The following is a 16,299-nucleotide window of genomic DNA, read 5'->3' on the forward strand; positions in this document are numbered from 1 at the left end:
AAAACCTGAAACCTGAAACTTCAAACTTGAGACCTGAAACCTGAAACTTCAAACAAAAAAATGAAACTAAAAGAAATAATTGCGGTTCTTGAAGAAATGGCTCCATTAGCCTATGCGGAAGATTTTGATAATGTAGGACTCTTAGTCGGTGATGCTGACAGCATAACTACCGGAGTCTTAGTTTGCCATGATGCACTAGAAACTGTCATTGACGAAGCTCTTGCAAAAAAATGCAATTTGGTTGTTTGTTTTCATCCCATATTATTTTCGGGCATTAAAAAAATTACCGGCAAAAATTATGTGGAGCGCGCGATCTTAAAAGCGATTAAAAATGACATTGCGATTTATGCCGTTCACACCGCACTCGACAATCATTCCCAAGGTGTCAATAAAATTTTCTGTGATGCTTTAGGATTGCTCAACACCAAAGTTTTGATTCCGAAGCAAAATTTCATTCAGAAATTAGTAACCTATACCGTTCCTTCTAACGCTGATAAAGTTAGAACGGCCTTATTTGAAGCCGGTGCCGGAAGAATTGGCAACTATGATGACTGCAGTTTTAACTCTAACGGAATCGGAACATACAAAGGAAATGAGAACAGTAATCCCGTAATTGGAGTACGAAATGAACACACTGAAACGGAAGAAGTAAAAATTGAGGTTACATTTGAAAAACATTTGCAATCTAAAATTTTAAAAACCCTTTTTGCCCATCATATTTACGAAGAAGTGGCTTATGAAATTTATGATTTAAAAAACTCACATCAGCAAATTGGTTTAGGAATGATTGGTGAATTGGAGAACGAAATGAACGAGAATGATTTTCTGCATTTCGTAAAAGGTAAAATGATTGCCGACGGTATTCGTCATTCTGCCTTTTTAGGAAAAAAAGTAAAGAAAGTAGCCGTTTTGGGTGGCTCAGGTAGTTTTGCGATAAAAAATGCCATTTCGGCCGGAGCAGATGCTTTTTTGACTGCCGATTTAAAGTACCATCAATTTTACGAAGCCGAAAATCGATTACTTTTAGCAGATATTGGTCATTTTGAGAGCGAACGCTATACAAAAAACTATATTGTTGATTATCTTCGAAAAAAAATCCTTAATTTTGCCATCATTTTATCAGAAGAAAATACAAATCCAGTTAAGTACTTATAGAATATGGCGAATACGAAAGAATTAAGTGTTGAGGACAAGTTAAGAGCAATATACGATTTACAGCTTATTGACTCTAGAATTGACGAAATCAGAAACGTAAGAGGAGAACTTCCTCTAGAAGTGGAAGATTTAGAAGATGAAGTTGCAGGTTTGAGCACTCGTTCAGAGAAACTGAAGGGAGAACTTGAAGTGGTTGAGGAGCAAATCAAAGGGAAGAAAATTGCCATTGATGAGCACAAAGAGGTTATCAAAAAATACACAAAACAACAAGAATCAGTTCGTAATAACAGAGAATTTAATTCTTTGACTAAAGAGGTTGAATTTCAGGAATTAGAAATTCAATTGGCTGAAAAGCAAATCAAAGAAATGAAAGCTTCTATCGAACATAAAAAAGAAGTTATTTCTAATTTAAAAGAAAAACTTGACGCAAAAAGTTCTCATTTAAAACATAAAAAATCAGAACTGGATGCTATTATGTCTGAAACTCAAAAAGAAGAAATCTTCTTAACAGAGAAATCTGCTGAGTATTCTTCTCAAATTGAAGAAAGACTATTAGCAGCTTATACCAGAATCAGAACTAGTGTTCGTAATGGTTTAGCGGTTGTATCAATCGAAAGAGGAGCATCTGCAGGATCATTCTTTACTATTCCGCCACAAACTCAGGTAGAGATTGCTTCCAGAAAGAAAATCATCACTGATGAGCATTCAGGAAGAATTTTGGTTGACAGCGCATTAGCTGAAGAAGAAAAAGAAAAAATGGAACAATTGTTCTCTAAATTCTAAATATTAGTCCCGATCTGATCGGGACTTTTTTTTGCCCTTATTTCTCGCTGCAGCTTACAAAGAGTTCTTAACTTCAAAGGCTTATGGGTAAAAAAAATAGCCACAGATTAAAGGATTAAATAATCTGTGCAAATCTTTTTAATCAGTGGCAAAAAAATAATTCGTGGCAAAATAATCCCAACCAACTTATTTATCAAAGCCCTAAACATATTTTCCTGAAATCTGTGGCATTTTTTTTAATCTGTTTAAGATCCGATTTTTATCTTTATAAAAAATTAAGTTTTGACCATTAAAAAAGGAATTCGTTTTATTACATTAAAATCGGTCGGATCCTACATTAACTTCCTGAGTTATGTTCGCCCGAAAAAAGCAGTCGCACTTTCTTACGCCCTATTCAGCCAGCCACGAGTGGGTCGATTAGACAAGAACAAACTCCCTAAAGTATTACAAAACACAGAAAAAGAGACGTTTCATCACAATGAACATCATTTCCAGACGTATGTCTGGAAGGGTAACGAAACGAAAATCTTACTCGTTCACGGTTGGGAAAGTAATGCTTCACGCTGGAAAAAAACATTACCTCATCTTCAGAAATCCGGAAGTACCATTATTGCGATCGATGCTCCCGCTCACGGACAAAGTAGCGGTAAAGAGTTTAATATTCCGCTTTATGCCGAATTCATTAACAAAGCGGTTGAAAAATATCAGCCTACCCTAATTATAGGTCATTCTATTGGAGGCGCTGCCTGCGTTTATCATCAATATTTGTTTCCCGATACGAGTATCAATAAAATGGTGATTCTGGGAGCACCATCAGACTTAAAAGTTTTGATAGACAATTATATTTCGATGTTAAGTCTGAATACTAAAATATTTTCTCTTTTAGAAAGCCGTTTTATTGATCGGTTTAATTTTAAAATGGAAGATTTTTCAGGACAGAAATTTGCTTCACAATTCAACATTCCCGGATTAATCGCGCACGACACCGCAGATAAAGTAGTTGCTTTTGAAGAAGGAAAAAAAATCGCAAGCAACTGGAAAAACAGCCAGTTTATTGAGACCAAAGGCTTAGGTCACGGCATGCATGATGATGAATTGTATCAGAAAGTGATTGCGTTTTTGTTTTCTGAGTAAAGGCTAAATAGGTACAGAGCTACAAAGGCAGCTCACTGAGACTAAAATCTTTCTCCCCCATTATACATTTCACTTTTTACTCTTTACATTTCACACTCAAACAACAATTTTAAAATACCTAAAAAGTTCTTTTTCTCCTTTTCCGGTAATTTGTATGGCTCTTGAATCCTTTGTTCTTCTTAACCAGTCATCGGCAATCATTTTATTCAGTAAGGACGCACCGAGTGAACCGGCAATATGATTTTTTCTTTCACTCCAGTCTAAACAGGGCTTCAGGAATAATCGCCTTTGTTTTTTTATCTCTTCGATATTAATTCCAAAATCAGAAAACCACTTTATCCCTTTTAAAGTCACTTCCAGTTTAGTCTCAGAATCCAAAAGAATACTTTGTTCTACTAAGCTTTCGGCAACTGCAACCCCTATTTTTCCAGCTAAGTGGTCGTAACAAGTCCTGCAATGTTTGATGGGTGAATGTTTTTCGGAATTCTTCTTTTGCAGCATTACCGGCGGAATCAAACTTGCCATTGCTTCAATCGCATAAGCAACTTCTTTATTGGAGAATCTATAATATTTATGACGCCCTTGTTTTTCGACACAGAGTAAGCCCGCATCTAAGAGTTTAGCCAGATGCATGCTTATATTTTGTGGCGACGTATTAGCCGCAATAGCCAGCTCTGTTGCCGTAAATGCTTTACCATCGAGCAAGGCCCACATAATGACTGCTCTGGTTGGATCTCCAAGTAACGAAGCAACCTTTATAAATTGATCTTCCATTTTATGTAATCATAGTTAAATATACACTGAAGTATTGCCTTGTAAAGTTAAATAACTTTGTCAAAAACAAATACAACATGTCAGCTATATTTCTACAATCCGAAGTCGAAAATCCGTATTCTTTTTATCAAAAAATGACAAAAGAGCAGCCTGTTTATTGGGATGAAACAAATAAAATCTGGGCCATTTATTCTTATGCAGCCTGCGTTGAACTATTAAACAATACGGCTGCAACTATTCCGGTCTTAACTGCAAACAACGAACTCAATAGATCTGCAACCACAATCATTGAGAACCTGGCGCGATTATCAAACGGTATTCAACACGAAATAGCAAAAGAAACTGCCCAAATCCTTTTTTCCTACCTGAAAACAGTAGGGATCCATACAATTTTAGAAGAACTGTTACCCGAAAGATTGCTTCAAAACCAAATAAACTGGGTTGATTTGGTTTGCAAAAAGTTACCTGTCTTAACGGTTTTAAAAAGTTTTGATTTCAATAAAAAAGATTCCGACTTCATCTGTAAAAAAATAGCGCAGCTTGTAAAAATAATGCAACCCCATAAAACAGCTGAAGCTATCGAAGAAATCAACAAAGTTGCGGAAGAAATCTATTCCATCACAGAAAGACATTTTGTAACGCTTCCGTTTTATGAAGCTTTGATTCGTAAAATTTCGGACTTGTACCCTATCTCCCAAACGGAAATCTTTTCGATCTGCGTAAGTAATCTAATCGGATTATTTATCCAAAGTTATGATGCAGGCAGCGGTCTTTTGAGTAATTCCTTACTACAACTACTTTCAAAAGAAAATTTTTCTAAAGACAAAGTTGATAAAATTTGTATTCAAAAAATGGTTGTGGAAACCTTACGATTTGACCCGCCCATTCACAACACCAGACGCATTGCTTCTAAAGACATTCAATTAAATAACAGCACCATTAAAAAAAATGATTCCCTATTGCTTGTTCTTGCCGCAGCAAACCGTGACCCCAATCACTTTGCAAATGCTATGAATTTTGATACCGAAAGAAATAATAATCACGACCATTTGACTTTTGGAACGGGCGGACATATGTGCCTCGCGAAACATTTCTCCGTTACTATTGCAACTGAAACTCTGTATTATTTGGTCGACAACTATAAAAACATTTCGATATCAGGAAATGAAATCGAATACGAACCTATGATCAACGCCCGACTGCCGAAAGCAATTTGGATTTCACTTTTATAATTTTAAAAACAACAACATGATAGCAGTAATTTTTGAAGTCATTCCCAACGAAGGGAAAAAAGAAGCATACCTTGACATTGCAGCAAAACTAAGACCCGAATTGGATACCATAGAAGGCTTTATCTCTATAGAACGATTTCAGAGTTTTAACGATCCCGAAAAAGTCCTGTCTTTGTCTTTCTGGAAAGACGAGGAAAGTATTTTACAATGGAGAAATCTTGAAATGCACAGATTTGCACAAACAAAAGGACGCGAAGAGATCTTCAAGGAGTATCATTTGCGAATTGCCAATGTGAATCGCGATTACGGAATGTTCGACCGCAAAGAAGCACCAAAAGACAGTTTTAAATTTCACAATCGATGAGTAAGGGCCCAAAGTAGCAAAGAAACAAAGGCTCAAAGGTTTCTAAAACAAACTCCAACTAAAGCAAAAAAACAACTGCCCTAAATCCCGACGAGTTTCCTACATACCAAAAACCTGAAACCTGAAACTTGAAACTTGAAATTTCAAGAACATTGGAATTTGGAATTTCAAAGAATTGGAATTTTTGGAATTTACCCCTCTTTTCTCTTTTCCGGTAATTTTGACTACTTTTGCAGTATGGAAGAGAATTTAAAACGTCTTAATAAATTTATTGGGGAAACCGGTTATTGTTCCCGTCGCGAAGCCGATAAACTTATCGAAGAAGGGCGTGTAACTATAAATGGAGTTGTACCTGAAATGGGGACAAAAGTTTCTCCGCACGATGAAGTACGCATCGACGGAAAGTTAATCGTTGAGAAACACGAAAAATTGGTCTATCTGGCTTTCAACAAACCTGTTGGAATTGAATGTACGACTAATCTGGAAGTTAGAAATAATATTGTCGATTATATCAATTACCCTAAACGTCTTTTTCCTATCGGAAGATTGGATAAAGCCAGTGAAGGATTGATCTTTATGACGAATGACGGTGATATCGTAAATAAAATTTTACGCGCCCGAAACAATCACGAAAAAGAATATACGGTAACGGTAAACAAACCGATTACGGATCGTTTTATACAACGCATGGGAAATGGTGTTCCGATTTTGGATACCGTTACCCGAAAATGTAAGGTAGAGCAGATCAGCAAATACACTTTCAAAATTATACTGACACAAGGTTTGAACCGTCAGATTAGAAGAATGACGGAGTATTTAGGTTATGATGTAACGGCACTAAAACGAATCCGAATTATCAATATTTCATTGGATATTCCTGTTGGTCGCTACCGTGATCTTACAGATGATGAGATTAAAGAACTCAATCATTTAATCGAACCCTCCAGTAAAACGGAAGAAGCCAGTTTACCAAAAGCTGAAGCTCCAAAACGCAGAACAGAGTTCATCTCGGAACATGATCCGCGGTTTAAGAAAAAGGGAGACTACTGAGAATTAAAATTCCAAATTTTTGAAATTCCAAATTCCAATTCTTTGAAATTCCAAATTCCAATCTTTAGACTATATGAAAGCCCATCATTTGATGGGCTTCTTTATTTTAATATATAATTAATAGTTTAAAGTTTCGGGTTTTAAAAATAAAGGATACTTTTGCAACACTTAAAAAAAACTTCTCCAATGGACGATTATTATTCGTTAGTGTTAAACTGAAAATAGCTTTTGAATTCTTTCAAAATGCTATGATAAAACCCTGTATTTTGAAATGAAAGCCTTTTACAAAAATAATAACAACGGATTAATCGAGATCAAAGAATGGATTCCGAATTGCTGGATTAGCATTGAATCTCCAACCCTCGAAGAAAAAAAATACTTATTAGAAGAGCTGCAAATCCCTGAAGCCTTTTACAATGATATTGAAGATATTGACGAAAGACCCCGCATGGAAGCCGAGGATGGCTGGACTTTGTTTATTCTTCGTGTTCCGATAAAAAGCAATGATGTAAAGTTGCCTTTTCAGACTGTTCCGGTCGGATTAATTTTCAAAGAAGACATCTGCGTTACCATCAGCTTTTATGAAACAGAAATCATGTCAGATTTCGTCGTTTACACCCAAAGAAAAAATATTGAGATAAAAGATAATTTTGACTTGGTATTAAGATTATTATTGTCCTCCAGTATTTGGTATTTAAAGTACCTGAAACAAATCAATCAGAAAATAAAACTGGCAGAAGATAACTTAGAGAAATCTATAAAAAACGAAGAACTGCAAGCCTTGCTTCAGATCGAAAAGTGTTTGGTGTTTTTTATTACTTCTTTAAAAGGAAATGATGTTTTGTTTCATCGTATCAGAAATTTAAAAGCTCAAAAAGCCCATTATGATTTGGATTTATTGGAAGATGTAGAAATCGAATTGAGCCAGGCACAAGATACGGCTAATATCTACAGCAACATTCTTACCGGAATGATGGATGCCTATGCTTCCGTAATTTCCAACAATATGAATAATATTATGAAACAGATGACTTCTATTTCGATTATTCTAATGATACCTACTTTAATCGCCAGTTTGTACGGAATGAACGTTCCGAACGGTTTGGAAGAAAGTCAGTACGGTATTTGGATTCTCCTTTTTGTATCCATTATTCTATCTGTTTTTGGAGTCTTTTTGTTCAAAAGAAAAAGATGGTTTTAAAGAATTAAAAAACGATATATCCTAAAATCGCAATAAACAAAGCCTGTTCTGTCGAACGGACTTTGTTGTTTTTAATTGTAACTAAAAAAAATGAAATAAATGTTTGTCATTTCAGAATAAAATATAACTTTGCAGTACAAAGTACTTTAATTATGAATCAGAAGCACCAAGAAGATTTATCGCATATTCGTTCCATGATGGAGCGTTCTTCAAGATTTATATCCTTAAGCGGCCTCTCAGGAGTTTTCGCAGGGCTTTCCGCTTTAATTGGAGGATTATATGTTTATCAATTACTTAAAGCTAACGGTCTGGATACTTTTGACGATGGAGACCGATTGTATTCCTTTCATCTGGTTTCAGAATTGATTGTTATCGGTTTAGTAATATTAATGTCAGCACTGACGTTTGGAGTATTTTTTACGCTTCGCAAGAGTAAAAAGCACAATTTGCCAATCTGGACAACAGCCAGCAAAAATTTGTTGTTTAATTTAGCCGTTCCGTTACTGGCCGGAGGGATTTTTTGTCTGGCACTACTCTATCATGAAATATATGTGTTAATCGCACCAACCACTTTAATTTTCTACGGTCTGGCTCTTGTAAATGCTGAAAAATATACTTTTTCGGATGTGAAATATTTGGGTTTTTGTGAATTAGTTTTAGGATTTATCTCTTTGTTTTACCTGGGATACGGTTTGATTTTTTGGATTTTAGGATTTGGTATTTTGCATATTATATACGGATTAGTCATGTTCAGAAAATACAAATAAACCAATGGGAATCATTGATAAATTAAATAAAGATTTCGAAAGTCGTGTCAGATTAGGTATAATGTCTATTCTGATTGTAAACGAGTGGATTGATTTCACCGAAATGAAGACGCTTTTGAACATCACCGATGGTAATTTAGCAAGTCATTCTGCTGCTCTTGAAAAAGCGCAATACATTGAAATTAAAAAAGAATTCGTAGGCAAGAAGCCTAAAACATCCTATAGCGTTACTGATCTGGGGCGTGCCGCTTTTAAAGAACATTTGAACAGCCTCGAAAAATTAATGAAATTCTAACAACACTATTTTTTTATCCATTTACTTTGAAATACAAAGTACTTTTAAAATTTTTAATCATGAAAAAAATCCATTTTATCTTAGTCAGCAGTATGCTATTTATACTGCTTTTTTACAACGAAGCCCTAGGCGTTAATCTCGCTATATTTGGTATGGTCTTAACGGGTCTGATTTCGTATTGCTTTCAGGATCGGTTTGTAGATCGTTCGCATTTGGTTTTAGTGATCACATCAGTGCTCTCCTGCATTGCTTTTGCGTGGTATGGTGATTTTGTTTCTTTTTTAGCCTTAGTACTGTCTGTCCTTTTTCTCCAGTTCAAAACGCAGGAAACCGAACTGAAAATGATTCAGATTTTCCCACTGATATTCCTGAATGGCTTTGCTTCATTAGGGAGAGTTTTAATGTTTAGCCAATGGCTTCCACAACGAAAAGTCAGTAATAATTTAGCCAAAAAACTAATCGCTTATGTTCTGATTCCAGCCATTTTCCTAATGCTATTCTTTGTGGTATATTCTTTCGGAAGCGATCATTTTTCGTCTTTGTTTACCGATTATAAGTTAGACATTGATATTTTACACCTTATTGTGATTGCTTGTTTAGGCTTTTACATTTCTTTTTCTTTCTGGAATTATTGGGTACCGGAGATCTGTTACGAAAAGAATTCCATGTTAGATAATGATTTTGATACTACAATCGAAATTGAAAATCAAAATACCTTTTCCTTTCTGGATTTAGAGTTTGAACGAAAAAGCGGGGAAATCACCTTATTGCTTTTAAATGTGTTGTTATTGATTTTTATAGGAACCTACAATTATGAACAGTTTTTTGAAGTAGTAAAAACAACGCAACTAAGCGCCGATACACATGAGCGCGTAAATTCGGTTATTTTTTCTATACTTATGGCTGTAGGTGTGATCTTATTTTATTTTAAAGGCGGATTTAATTTTGATGAAAAAGCAACAAATCTAAAACGCTTAGCCAAACTATGGATTGTTTTAAACGGAGTATTAATCGTCAGCACCCTAATTAAAAACTCAGAATATGTTTCCTTCTTCGGATTGACCTACAAAAGATTAGGAGTATACGCCTTTTTGATACTGGCGATTATCGGATTGGTTTATGCGTTTTTAAAAATAATAAAGCAAAAAACGAATGCCTATCTTTTCAATCAGATGGTTTGGTATTTTTATGGCACAGTTCTTTTATGCAGTTTTGTTAATTGGGGAAATCTGATTACAACCTACAATATTTCGGTAAACAAAGGAGTGGAACCCCGATTCCTGAGCAATTTAAACTTTAACGATGAGACCCGCAGAGCGTACTTTTTAGAGAATGATTTAAACGTCCTATTTGTACATGACCCAAGAGAGGGTGAAATTCAGAGCCATCAAAGAGATTCTTTTTTATCTAAAGCGTTATACTATGAGTTTATAAACGAAAAAAAATAAAGCTACAATCCCATTCTAAACGAGTGGGATTTTTTATTAAACGAGTTTGTGTTATTCTCTTTACAAATTGCGTTTGTTAACTTTATATTTATAAAAAAAGAAGAAACAATTGTTAATTAATTGCACTTATTGTAAACATTAAAAACTTATTAAGAATATCTTTACTATATTTGATTTCTGAAAAACCCCCTTTTTTATGTTTGCCTAATCAGCCAATTTCTTAAAAACATAAGGAACGAATATAATTTAACCCAAAAACAAAAACCATGGAAAAAACTCTTTTAAAATCGCCAGGTGTTAAAATCTTCCCACCAGGAAAATCTCTTGGACCTAAAGTAAAATTGGATAAACTTACTTCGGTAACGTTTCCGGATAATCAGACTAATGCTCTTTTGTCACCAGTTGTTCAGGCAACTTTAGTGGATAAGAAAAAACTATTAATTAAAGCTGTTGTTTTTATAGCACCGGAAGAACAAAATGGATTAGATTTTGATATTTATCAGAATTGTTATGTTGATATCGAAGGAAAACCTAAGTTGCAATTTTTTGTATGCTACGATTTAAAAGATGTAGTGGGAAAAATATTTGATATCTATGAAGTTAGCTTTGAAGCCAAACAAATCCCTTTTGAAGGTGGACTTTCACAAATAAAAACTATTGAAACTTTTCTTTGGGATGTAGACCCGATTGCTTCCAGAGGTACCGAAACTAATGTTCAAGCTGGATAATTTTTAAAATAAAAGCGTTAGAAGTTTATTTTTAACGCTTTTATATGATTGTTTAATTCATAAACATTATAGGCAAAATTGTAATGACTAAAATTAGATTACTTACAACAACTATACTCCTTTTTTATTCATCATTATTTTTTTCTCAAGAACGACAACGAGCTGGGGATTTAATGAGTATTGCAATCAAATCGAAAGCTCAAAAATTTAAAGAAAATCATAACTTCAACTTGGCTCAGGTATATTTTAGTCAAGGTAATTGGGATTCTACTTTGGTTTATTCAATGAAAGAAATAAGTATTGCAAAAAACAAAGAACTTATAGATTACTGTCATTATTTTAGAGGAATTAGTTTTAAAGAGAAAAAACTTCTTAGTGAATCTAAAAAGGAATTGAGTAAAATTTCTAATGATTTTCAGTTTTTGTATAAAGTGAAAATGAAATTAGGAGAGGTCACACTAGCACAAAATGATTTTAAAAATGCATTGCGATATTTTCAACAAGTTGAAAAACTAACTAATACAACAGCTTATGATTTTAAATATAGTACCGTACTACATAATATAGGATTATGTTATTTACATATCAAGAAAAATGATAAAGCGGAAGAGTATTTATTTAAAGGAGCTGAATTACAAGAAAAAGAAAAGGACACCTTATTACTGATAGGGTCTTATATGGATATTGCGACCTTATATTATGAACAATATAAAGACAGTCAAGCAATTCCTTATTTTGAAAAAGCTTATCATTTATCCAAAAAAGTAAAATCGTTCGAACTTAAAAGAACTGCAACCAAAAATATGGCAGTTGTTGAAGAAAACAGAAAAAACTTCCCCTTAGCTTTAACCTATAGAAAAGAATACGAAGCCTGGAAAGATTCTTTAAATGACCAAAACAAAGTCTGGGCGATTGCAGATCTCGAAAAGAAATTTGCTGTCAAACAAAAGCAAAAAGAAGTAAACATACTCGAAGCTGAGAATAAAGTAAAAAAAGCTGAAAGAAATGGGTTTCTTATTTCTTCAGTTTTATTGCTGGTATTGTTGGGTGCCGGTGTTTATTTTTACAGACAAAAGATCAAAAGCAACAAAATCATCCTAGCGCAGAAAAACGAATTGGATGAGTTGAACGCCACAAAAGACAAACTGTTTTCTATCGTCAGTCATGACTTACGCTCTTCGGTAAATGCTTTAAAAGTAAGTAATGGTAAACTAATCGAGAATCTGGAAAACAAAAAGTATACAGAATTAGATGTTTTGCTTCACAACAACAGCACTATTGCTGCAGGTGCTTACAATCTGTTAGACAACCTGCTCAATTGGGCTTTGTTGCAAACCCAACAAGCCTACTTTTATCAGGAATCGTTGCATTTGGTATCGATCGTGCAACATGTAGAGTACAACTACAAGCCTTTGATGCTGGATAAAAAGCTAAGTTATAAAAATGAAGTAACGGCATCAGAGTATGTATTTGCTGATTTGGATTCGCTTAAGATCATCATTCGGAATTTTTTAGATAATGCGATTAAATTCTCTAAAGAAAACGGAACGATTTCGGTCTACTCGCGCCCTTCAACCGAAGACTTTTGTTATTTAGTAATTGAAGACACGGGATTAGGAATGAGCAATGCAAGCAGAGAAGAATTACTAAAAGAAACCGTTTTACTTTCTAAAAAGAAAAATGACGACATCATAGGAACCGGTTTAGGAATGCAGTTGTGCAAAAGCCTGATTCATAAAAATGGTGGGAAATTGGATATAGAAAGCGAAGAAAACGTAGGGACGAAAATAATCATTGCCCTGCAAAAGTTTAAAAATCATGGATAATATTAATGTACTTATTATCGAAGACACTCCTGCGGAAAGTGATGCGCTTGTAAAAGTGCTTACCGAGAATAATTACAATATTGTTGGAATTGCAACATCCTACAGCGAAGCGCTGACGCTATTTTACAACAATGTGATTGATATTGTTGTGATCGATGTTTTTCTCAACGGAAATCCGGATGGAATTACTTTTGCCGAGACGATTACCATTGTTCCGAACGGTATAAAACCCTTTGTCTTTTTAACCAGTTCTAAGGATCGCCAAATTTTTGAAAGAGCCAAGTTGACCAAACCGTTTAGTTTTTTGCTAAAACCGTTCAATGAGCTCGAAATTTTGTATGCGCTGGAAATGGCTGTAGAGAAATTCTACGGACAGACCAATGTATTTCATAGTGAAGATCAGAATACAGTCATTAGCAATGAATCCCTTTTTATCAAAAAAAATAAGGCTTTAAAGAAAGTCCGCATTGAGGATATTGTCTACATTGAAGTAGAAGACCGGTATTGCAACATTATAACCGATGTTGAAAAATTTGTCATTCTAATTTCTTTAACTAAGATTATTCAGCTGTTAGATGAAACAAAGTTTTTTCAAACCCATCGCAACTACATCGTAAACGCGACAAAAATTGAAGAAATAATTGTAAATGACAATCTGGTTATCTTAAAAGGAAATCATAAAATCACCCTAAGTGATAAATACAAAGACTTCGTAAAAAACTTCCGCATCTTAAAGTAGGAGTTACAAGAGTGTCTACATAACAAAGAGCCGTTTCATTGGAAGCGGTTTTTTTTGTTTCATGTTTCATGTTTCATGTTTCATGTTTCATGTTTCATGTTTCATGTTTCAACTGGGACGGAAACTGGGACTGAGACTGAGACTGAAACTGAGACTGAGACTGAGACCAAGACTAGTCGATAAAAGAAAAAGCCCATCACAATGGATGGACTTTCTTTATTGACATCTAAGTCTTTTTAATTCTTATTTTGCGTTTCTCATTTTACGTGCTAAAAGCGTATTTTGAAGTAACATTGCAATAGTCATTGGTCCTACTCCTCCCGGAACAGGTGTAATATAGGAAGCTTTTTTACTTACTCCGTCAAAATCAACATCACCGGTAATGATGTATCCTTTTGGATGTGAAGCATCGTCTACTCTTGTAATTCCAACGTCAATCACTACCACACCGTCTTTTACCATATCTGCTTTCAGGTAATTTGGAACTCCTAAAGCAGTGATAATAATATCTGCATTTCTGGTGAACTCTTCTATGTTTTTAGTTCTACTGTGGGTTAACGTTACGGTTGAATCTCCCGGATTTCCTTTACGGCTCATCAAGATACTCATTGGACGTCCTACGATATGGCTTCTTCCAATTACAACGGTATGCTTACCGGCTGTATCAATTTTATAACGCTCTAATAATTGCATAATTCCAAATGGCGTTGCCGGAATGAAAGTATCCATTTCTAAAGCCATTTTCCCAAAATTGGTTGGGTGAAAACCATCTACGTCCTTAATAGGATCAATCGCCATTAAGATTTTTTGCTCGTCAATATGTTTTGGCAAAGGCAATTGAACGATATATCCGTCAAGCGCATCATCTTCGTTTAATTCTTTGATTTTTGCCAACAACGCTTCCTCAGTAATGTCTTCAGGTAAACTTACCAAAGTAGAATCAAAGCCAATTTGCTGGCAAGATCTTACTTTACTCCCTACGTAAGTTAAGCTTGCTCCGTCTGTCCCTACAATAACGGCTGCTAAATGAGGTACTTTTCCTCCAGCATCTTTTATTGATTGAACTTCGGCTGCGATTTCGTTTTTAATGTCTTCAGCTGTTTTTTTACCGTCTAGTAGTTGCATTGTTTTTGTTTCAAGTTTAATGTTTCAAGTTTCAAAGTGAAACTTCTAATTATTATAGCAAAAAAGTTCCAAATTCCGGTCTCAAAACTTGAAACCTAAAACTTGAAACTTTTTTTATTTTATCTCGGCATTCCACCTGGCATTCCTTTCATGCCTCCCATCATTTTCATCAGATTTTTTCCGCCCGGACCTTGCATCATTTTCATCATCTTACTCATTTGGTCAAACTGCTTCATCAACTGATTTACCTGCTCGACTTTCGTTCCGGAACCTTTAGCAATTCTGGCTTTTCTTTTTACGTCGATTAGGGAAGGTTTACTTCTTTCGATTGGCGTCATCGAGTGGATGATGGCTTCGATATGTTTGAAAGCATCATCTTCAATTTCAACATCTTTCATGGCTTTTGAAGCTCCCGGAATCATTCCAACCAGGTCTTTCATATTACCCATTTTTTTCACTTGTTGAATCTGCGTCAGGAAATCGTCAAAACCAAATTCATTTTTAGCGATTTTCTTTTGAAGTTTTCTGGCTTCTTCTTCATCAAATTGCTCTTGCGCTCTTTCAACAAGAGACACAACATCTCCCATACCTAAGATACGCTCTGCCATACGATCCGGATAGAAAACATCAATTGCTTCCATCTTCTCGCCAGTACCTACAAATTTGATTGGTTTGTTTACAACAGATTTAATTGAGATTGCAGCTCCTCCACGAGTATCACCGTCTAATTTCGTTAAGATAACTCCATCAAAGTTTAAGATATCGTTGAACGCTTTTGCGGTGTTTACAGCATCTTGTCCTGTCATAGCATCTACAACGAACAAAGTCTCCTGTGGTTGAATTGCTTTGTGAACACGTGCAATTTCATCCATCATTTCCTGATCCACTGCCAAACGTCCGGCTGTATCGACAATCACAACGTTGAAACCGTTTGCTTTTGCATGTTTGATTGCATTTTGCGCAATCTCAACAGGATTTTTATTTTCAGGTTCTGAGTATACCTCAACCCCTATTTGATCTCCTACTACATGTAACTGGTTAATCGCCGCAGGACGGTAGATATCACACGCTACTAATAGTGGTTTTTTATTTTTCTTTGTTTTTAGAAAGTTGGCTAATTTTCCAGAGAAAGTTGTTTTACCTGATCCTTGCAATCCTGACATTAAAATAATGCTCGGGGTACCGGAAAGATTAATTCCTGCAACATCTCCACCCATTAATTCGGTTAGTTCGTCTTTTACTAACTTTACCAATAACTGACCTGGCTGAAGTGTTGTTAAAACGTCCTGACCTATTGCTTTTTCTTTTACTTTGGTCGTAAAATCTTTAGCAATTTTAAAGTTAACATCGGCATCTAACAAGGCACGACGAACTTCTTTCAAGGTATCGGCAACGTTTACTTCTGTAATTTTCCCGTGTCCTTTTAATATATGGAACGCTTTATCTAACTTATCACTTAAATTATCAAACATACTATTTTCTTTATTTGAGCTGCAAAGATAATCTAATTAGATATTTTAGGCAATTTTTATTTAGTGTCAAAGTTGGTGGGGAGTTTTTGTTTCAGGTTTCAAGTTTCAGGTTGAAACCGGGACTGTAAACTGTTACTGTTGCTCAGGTTTAAATTGCTTTTTGGCTCTTGTATTTGTGGGGAATTTGATCGTAAGGGGCTTTTTTT

General features: G+C 35.0%; 16 protein-coding genes. 13 read left to right on the forward strand and 3 right to left on the reverse strand.

The genetic code is table 11. From position 1 onward, the window contains the following. Positions 1-60: 60 nt before the first annotated feature. The 3 genes from LNP23_RS01140 (at position 61) to LNP23_RS01150 (ending at position 3,072) form a co-directional block, all read left to right on the forward strand. Positions 61-1,155 (forward strand): Nif3-like dinuclear metal center hexameric protein, encoded by a 1,095-nt coding sequence (locus LNP23_RS01140; protein WP_230003181.1) that lies wholly within the window; start codon positions 61-63, stop codon positions 1,153-1,155. A 3-nt stretch (positions 1,156-1,158) separates the two neighbouring features. Next, positions 1,159-1,938 (forward strand): zinc ribbon domain-containing protein, encoded by a 780-nt coding sequence (locus LNP23_RS01145; protein WP_047774104.1) that lies wholly within the window; start codon positions 1,159-1,161, stop codon positions 1,936-1,938. A gap of 282 nt (positions 1,939-2,220) precedes the next feature. Beyond that, positions 2,221-3,072, forward strand: a complete 852-nt coding sequence (locus LNP23_RS01150; RefSeq protein WP_230003183.1) for an alpha/beta fold hydrolase — start codon at positions 2,221-2,223, stop codon at positions 3,070-3,072. A 96-nt stretch (positions 3,073-3,168) separates the two neighbouring features. On the opposite strand, the gene LNP23_RS01155 is transcribed toward LNP23_RS01150, so the two are convergent. Continuing rightward, the gene (locus tag LNP23_RS01155) at positions 3,169-3,846 is read right to left on the reverse strand and encodes an ArsR/SmtB family transcription factor (RefSeq protein WP_230003185.1); all 678 of its coding nucleotides are present in this window, start codon (positions 3,844-3,846) and stop codon (positions 3,169-3,171) included. Positions 3,847-3,923: 77 nt separating this feature from the next. Here LNP23_RS01155 and LNP23_RS01160 point away from each other — a divergent pair, with 77 nt between their 5' ends. The 10 genes from LNP23_RS01160 (at position 3,924) to LNP23_RS01205 (ending at position 13,496) form a co-directional block, all read left to right on the forward strand. Beyond that, positions 3,924-5,078 (forward strand): cytochrome P450, encoded by a 1,155-nt coding sequence (locus tag LNP23_RS01160; RefSeq protein ID WP_230003186.1) that lies wholly within the window; start codon positions 3,924-3,926, stop codon positions 5,076-5,078. A 16-nt stretch (positions 5,079-5,094) separates the two neighbouring features. Continuing rightward, positions 5,095-5,442 carry an antibiotic biosynthesis monooxygenase family protein gene (locus LNP23_RS01165; protein WP_047774112.1) on the forward strand — a complete coding sequence of 116 codons (348 nt, stop codon included), beginning with the start codon at positions 5,095-5,097 and terminating at the stop codon, positions 5,440-5,442. 237 nt (positions 5,443-5,679) lie between these two features. Beyond that, entirely contained in the window at positions 5,680-6,492 is an 813-nt protein-coding gene (gene rluF, locus LNP23_RS01170) for a 23S rRNA pseudouridine(2604) synthase RluF (RefSeq protein ID WP_230003188.1), read from the forward strand. Between the two features lie 271 nt (positions 6,493-6,763). Then, positions 6,764-7,693 (forward strand): magnesium transporter CorA family protein, encoded by a 930-nt coding sequence (locus LNP23_RS01175; protein ID WP_230003190.1) that lies wholly within the window; start codon positions 6,764-6,766, stop codon positions 7,691-7,693. Between the two features lie 152 nt (positions 7,694-7,845). Further along, positions 7,846-8,460 (forward strand): hypothetical protein, encoded by a 615-nt coding sequence (locus LNP23_RS01180; protein WP_230003191.1) that lies wholly within the window; start codon positions 7,846-7,848, stop codon positions 8,458-8,460. A gap of 4 nt (positions 8,461-8,464) precedes the next feature. Further along, the gene (locus tag LNP23_RS01185; protein WP_047774117.1) at positions 8,465-8,755 is read left to right on the forward strand and encodes a winged helix-turn-helix domain-containing protein; all 291 of its coding nucleotides are present in this window, start codon (positions 8,465-8,467) and stop codon (positions 8,753-8,755) included. 59 nt (positions 8,756-8,814) lie between these two features. Then, on the forward strand, positions 8,815-10,203 hold the full coding sequence (locus tag LNP23_RS01190) for a DUF4153 domain-containing protein (RefSeq protein ID WP_230003193.1): 1,389 nt from the start codon (positions 8,815-8,817) through the stop codon (positions 10,201-10,203). Positions 10,204-10,469: 266 nt separating this feature from the next. Then, positions 10,470-10,931 (forward strand): hypothetical protein, encoded by a 462-nt coding sequence (locus LNP23_RS01195; protein ID WP_230003194.1) that lies wholly within the window; start codon positions 10,470-10,472, stop codon positions 10,929-10,931. 83 nt (positions 10,932-11,014) lie between these two features. Next, positions 11,015-12,757, forward strand: a complete 1,743-nt coding sequence (locus LNP23_RS01200; protein WP_230003196.1) for a tetratricopeptide repeat-containing sensor histidine kinase — start codon at positions 11,015-11,017, stop codon at positions 12,755-12,757. Further along, positions 12,750-13,496: a LytR/AlgR family response regulator transcription factor gene (locus LNP23_RS01205; protein ID WP_047774123.1), complete on the forward strand. Its 747-nt coding sequence runs from the start codon at positions 12,750-12,752 to the stop codon at positions 13,494-13,496. The genes LNP23_RS01200 and LNP23_RS01205 overlap by 8 nt, the downstream gene beginning before the upstream one ends. A 243-nt stretch (positions 13,497-13,739) precedes the next feature. Here LNP23_RS01205 and LNP23_RS01210 read toward each other — a convergent pair whose 3' ends face one another. Together LNP23_RS01210 and ffh are read right to left on the reverse strand one after the other, a co-directional pair. Continuing rightward, the gene (locus LNP23_RS01210) at positions 13,740-14,621 is read right to left on the reverse strand and encodes a bifunctional 5,10-methylenetetrahydrofolate dehydrogenase/5,10-methenyltetrahydrofolate cyclohydrolase (protein WP_047774125.1); all 882 of its coding nucleotides are present in this window, start codon (positions 14,619-14,621) and stop codon (positions 13,740-13,742) included. A gap of 119 nt (positions 14,622-14,740) precedes the next feature. Beyond that, positions 14,741-16,093 carry a signal recognition particle protein gene (ffh, locus tag LNP23_RS01215; protein ID WP_047774126.1) on the reverse strand — a complete coding sequence of 451 codons (1,353 nt, stop codon included), beginning with the start codon at positions 16,091-16,093 and terminating at the stop codon, positions 14,741-14,743. Positions 16,094-16,299: the final 206 nt, after the last annotated feature.

The organism is Flavobacterium cupriresistens, from assembly GCF_020911925.1.
GTDB lineage: Bacteria > Bacteroidota > Bacteroidia > Flavobacteriales > Flavobacteriaceae > Flavobacterium > Flavobacterium cupriresistens.

Bases quoted from the DNA above. Each gene is read 5' to 3' on its own strand.
- LNP23_RS01195 (WP_230003194.1), top strand. From the start codon at position 10,470: ATGGAAAAAACTCTTTTAAAATCGCCAGGTGTTAAAATCTTCCCACCA.
- LNP23_RS01175 (WP_230003190.1), top strand. From the start codon at position 6,764: ATGAAAGCCTTTTACAAAAATAATAACAACGGATTAATCGAGATCAAA.
- LNP23_RS01145 (WP_047774104.1), top strand. From the start codon at position 1,159: ATGGCGAATACGAAAGAATTAAGTGTTGAGGACAAGTTAAGAGCAATA.
- LNP23_RS01165 (WP_047774112.1), top strand. From the start codon at position 5,095: ATGATAGCAGTAATTTTTGAAGTCATTCCCAACGAAGGGAAAAAAGAA.
- LNP23_RS01210 (WP_047774125.1), bottom strand. From the start codon at position 14,621: ATGCAACTACTAGACGGTAAAAAAACAGCTGAAGACATTAAAAACGAA.
- LNP23_RS01205 (WP_047774123.1), top strand. From the start codon at position 12,750: ATGGATAATATTAATGTACTTATTATCGAAGACACTCCTGCGGAAAGT.
- LNP23_RS01155 (WP_230003185.1), bottom strand. From the start codon at position 3,846: ATGGAAGATCAATTTATAAAGGTTGCTTCGTTACTTGGAGATCCAACC.
- LNP23_RS01200 (WP_230003196.1), top strand. From the start codon at position 11,015: ATGACTAAAATTAGATTACTTACAACAACTATACTCCTTTTTTATTCA.
- LNP23_RS01190 (WP_230003193.1), top strand. From the start codon at position 8,815: ATGAAAAAAATCCATTTTATCTTAGTCAGCAGTATGCTATTTATACTG.
- LNP23_RS01185 (WP_047774117.1), top strand. From the start codon at position 8,465: ATGGGAATCATTGATAAATTAAATAAAGATTTCGAAAGTCGTGTCAGA.
- LNP23_RS01160 (WP_230003186.1), top strand. From the start codon at position 3,924: ATGTCAGCTATATTTCTACAATCCGAAGTCGAAAATCCGTATTCTTTT.
- ffh (WP_047774126.1), bottom strand. From the start codon at position 16,093: ATGTTTGATAATTTAAGTGATAAGTTAGATAAAGCGTTCCATATATTA.
- rluF (WP_230003188.1), top strand. From the start codon at position 5,680: ATGGAAGAGAATTTAAAACGTCTTAATAAATTTATTGGGGAAACCGGT.
- LNP23_RS01140 (WP_230003181.1), top strand. From the start codon at position 61: ATGAAACTAAAAGAAATAATTGCGGTTCTTGAAGAAATGGCTCCATTA.
- LNP23_RS01180 (WP_230003191.1), top strand. From the start codon at position 7,846: ATGAATCAGAAGCACCAAGAAGATTTATCGCATATTCGTTCCATGATG.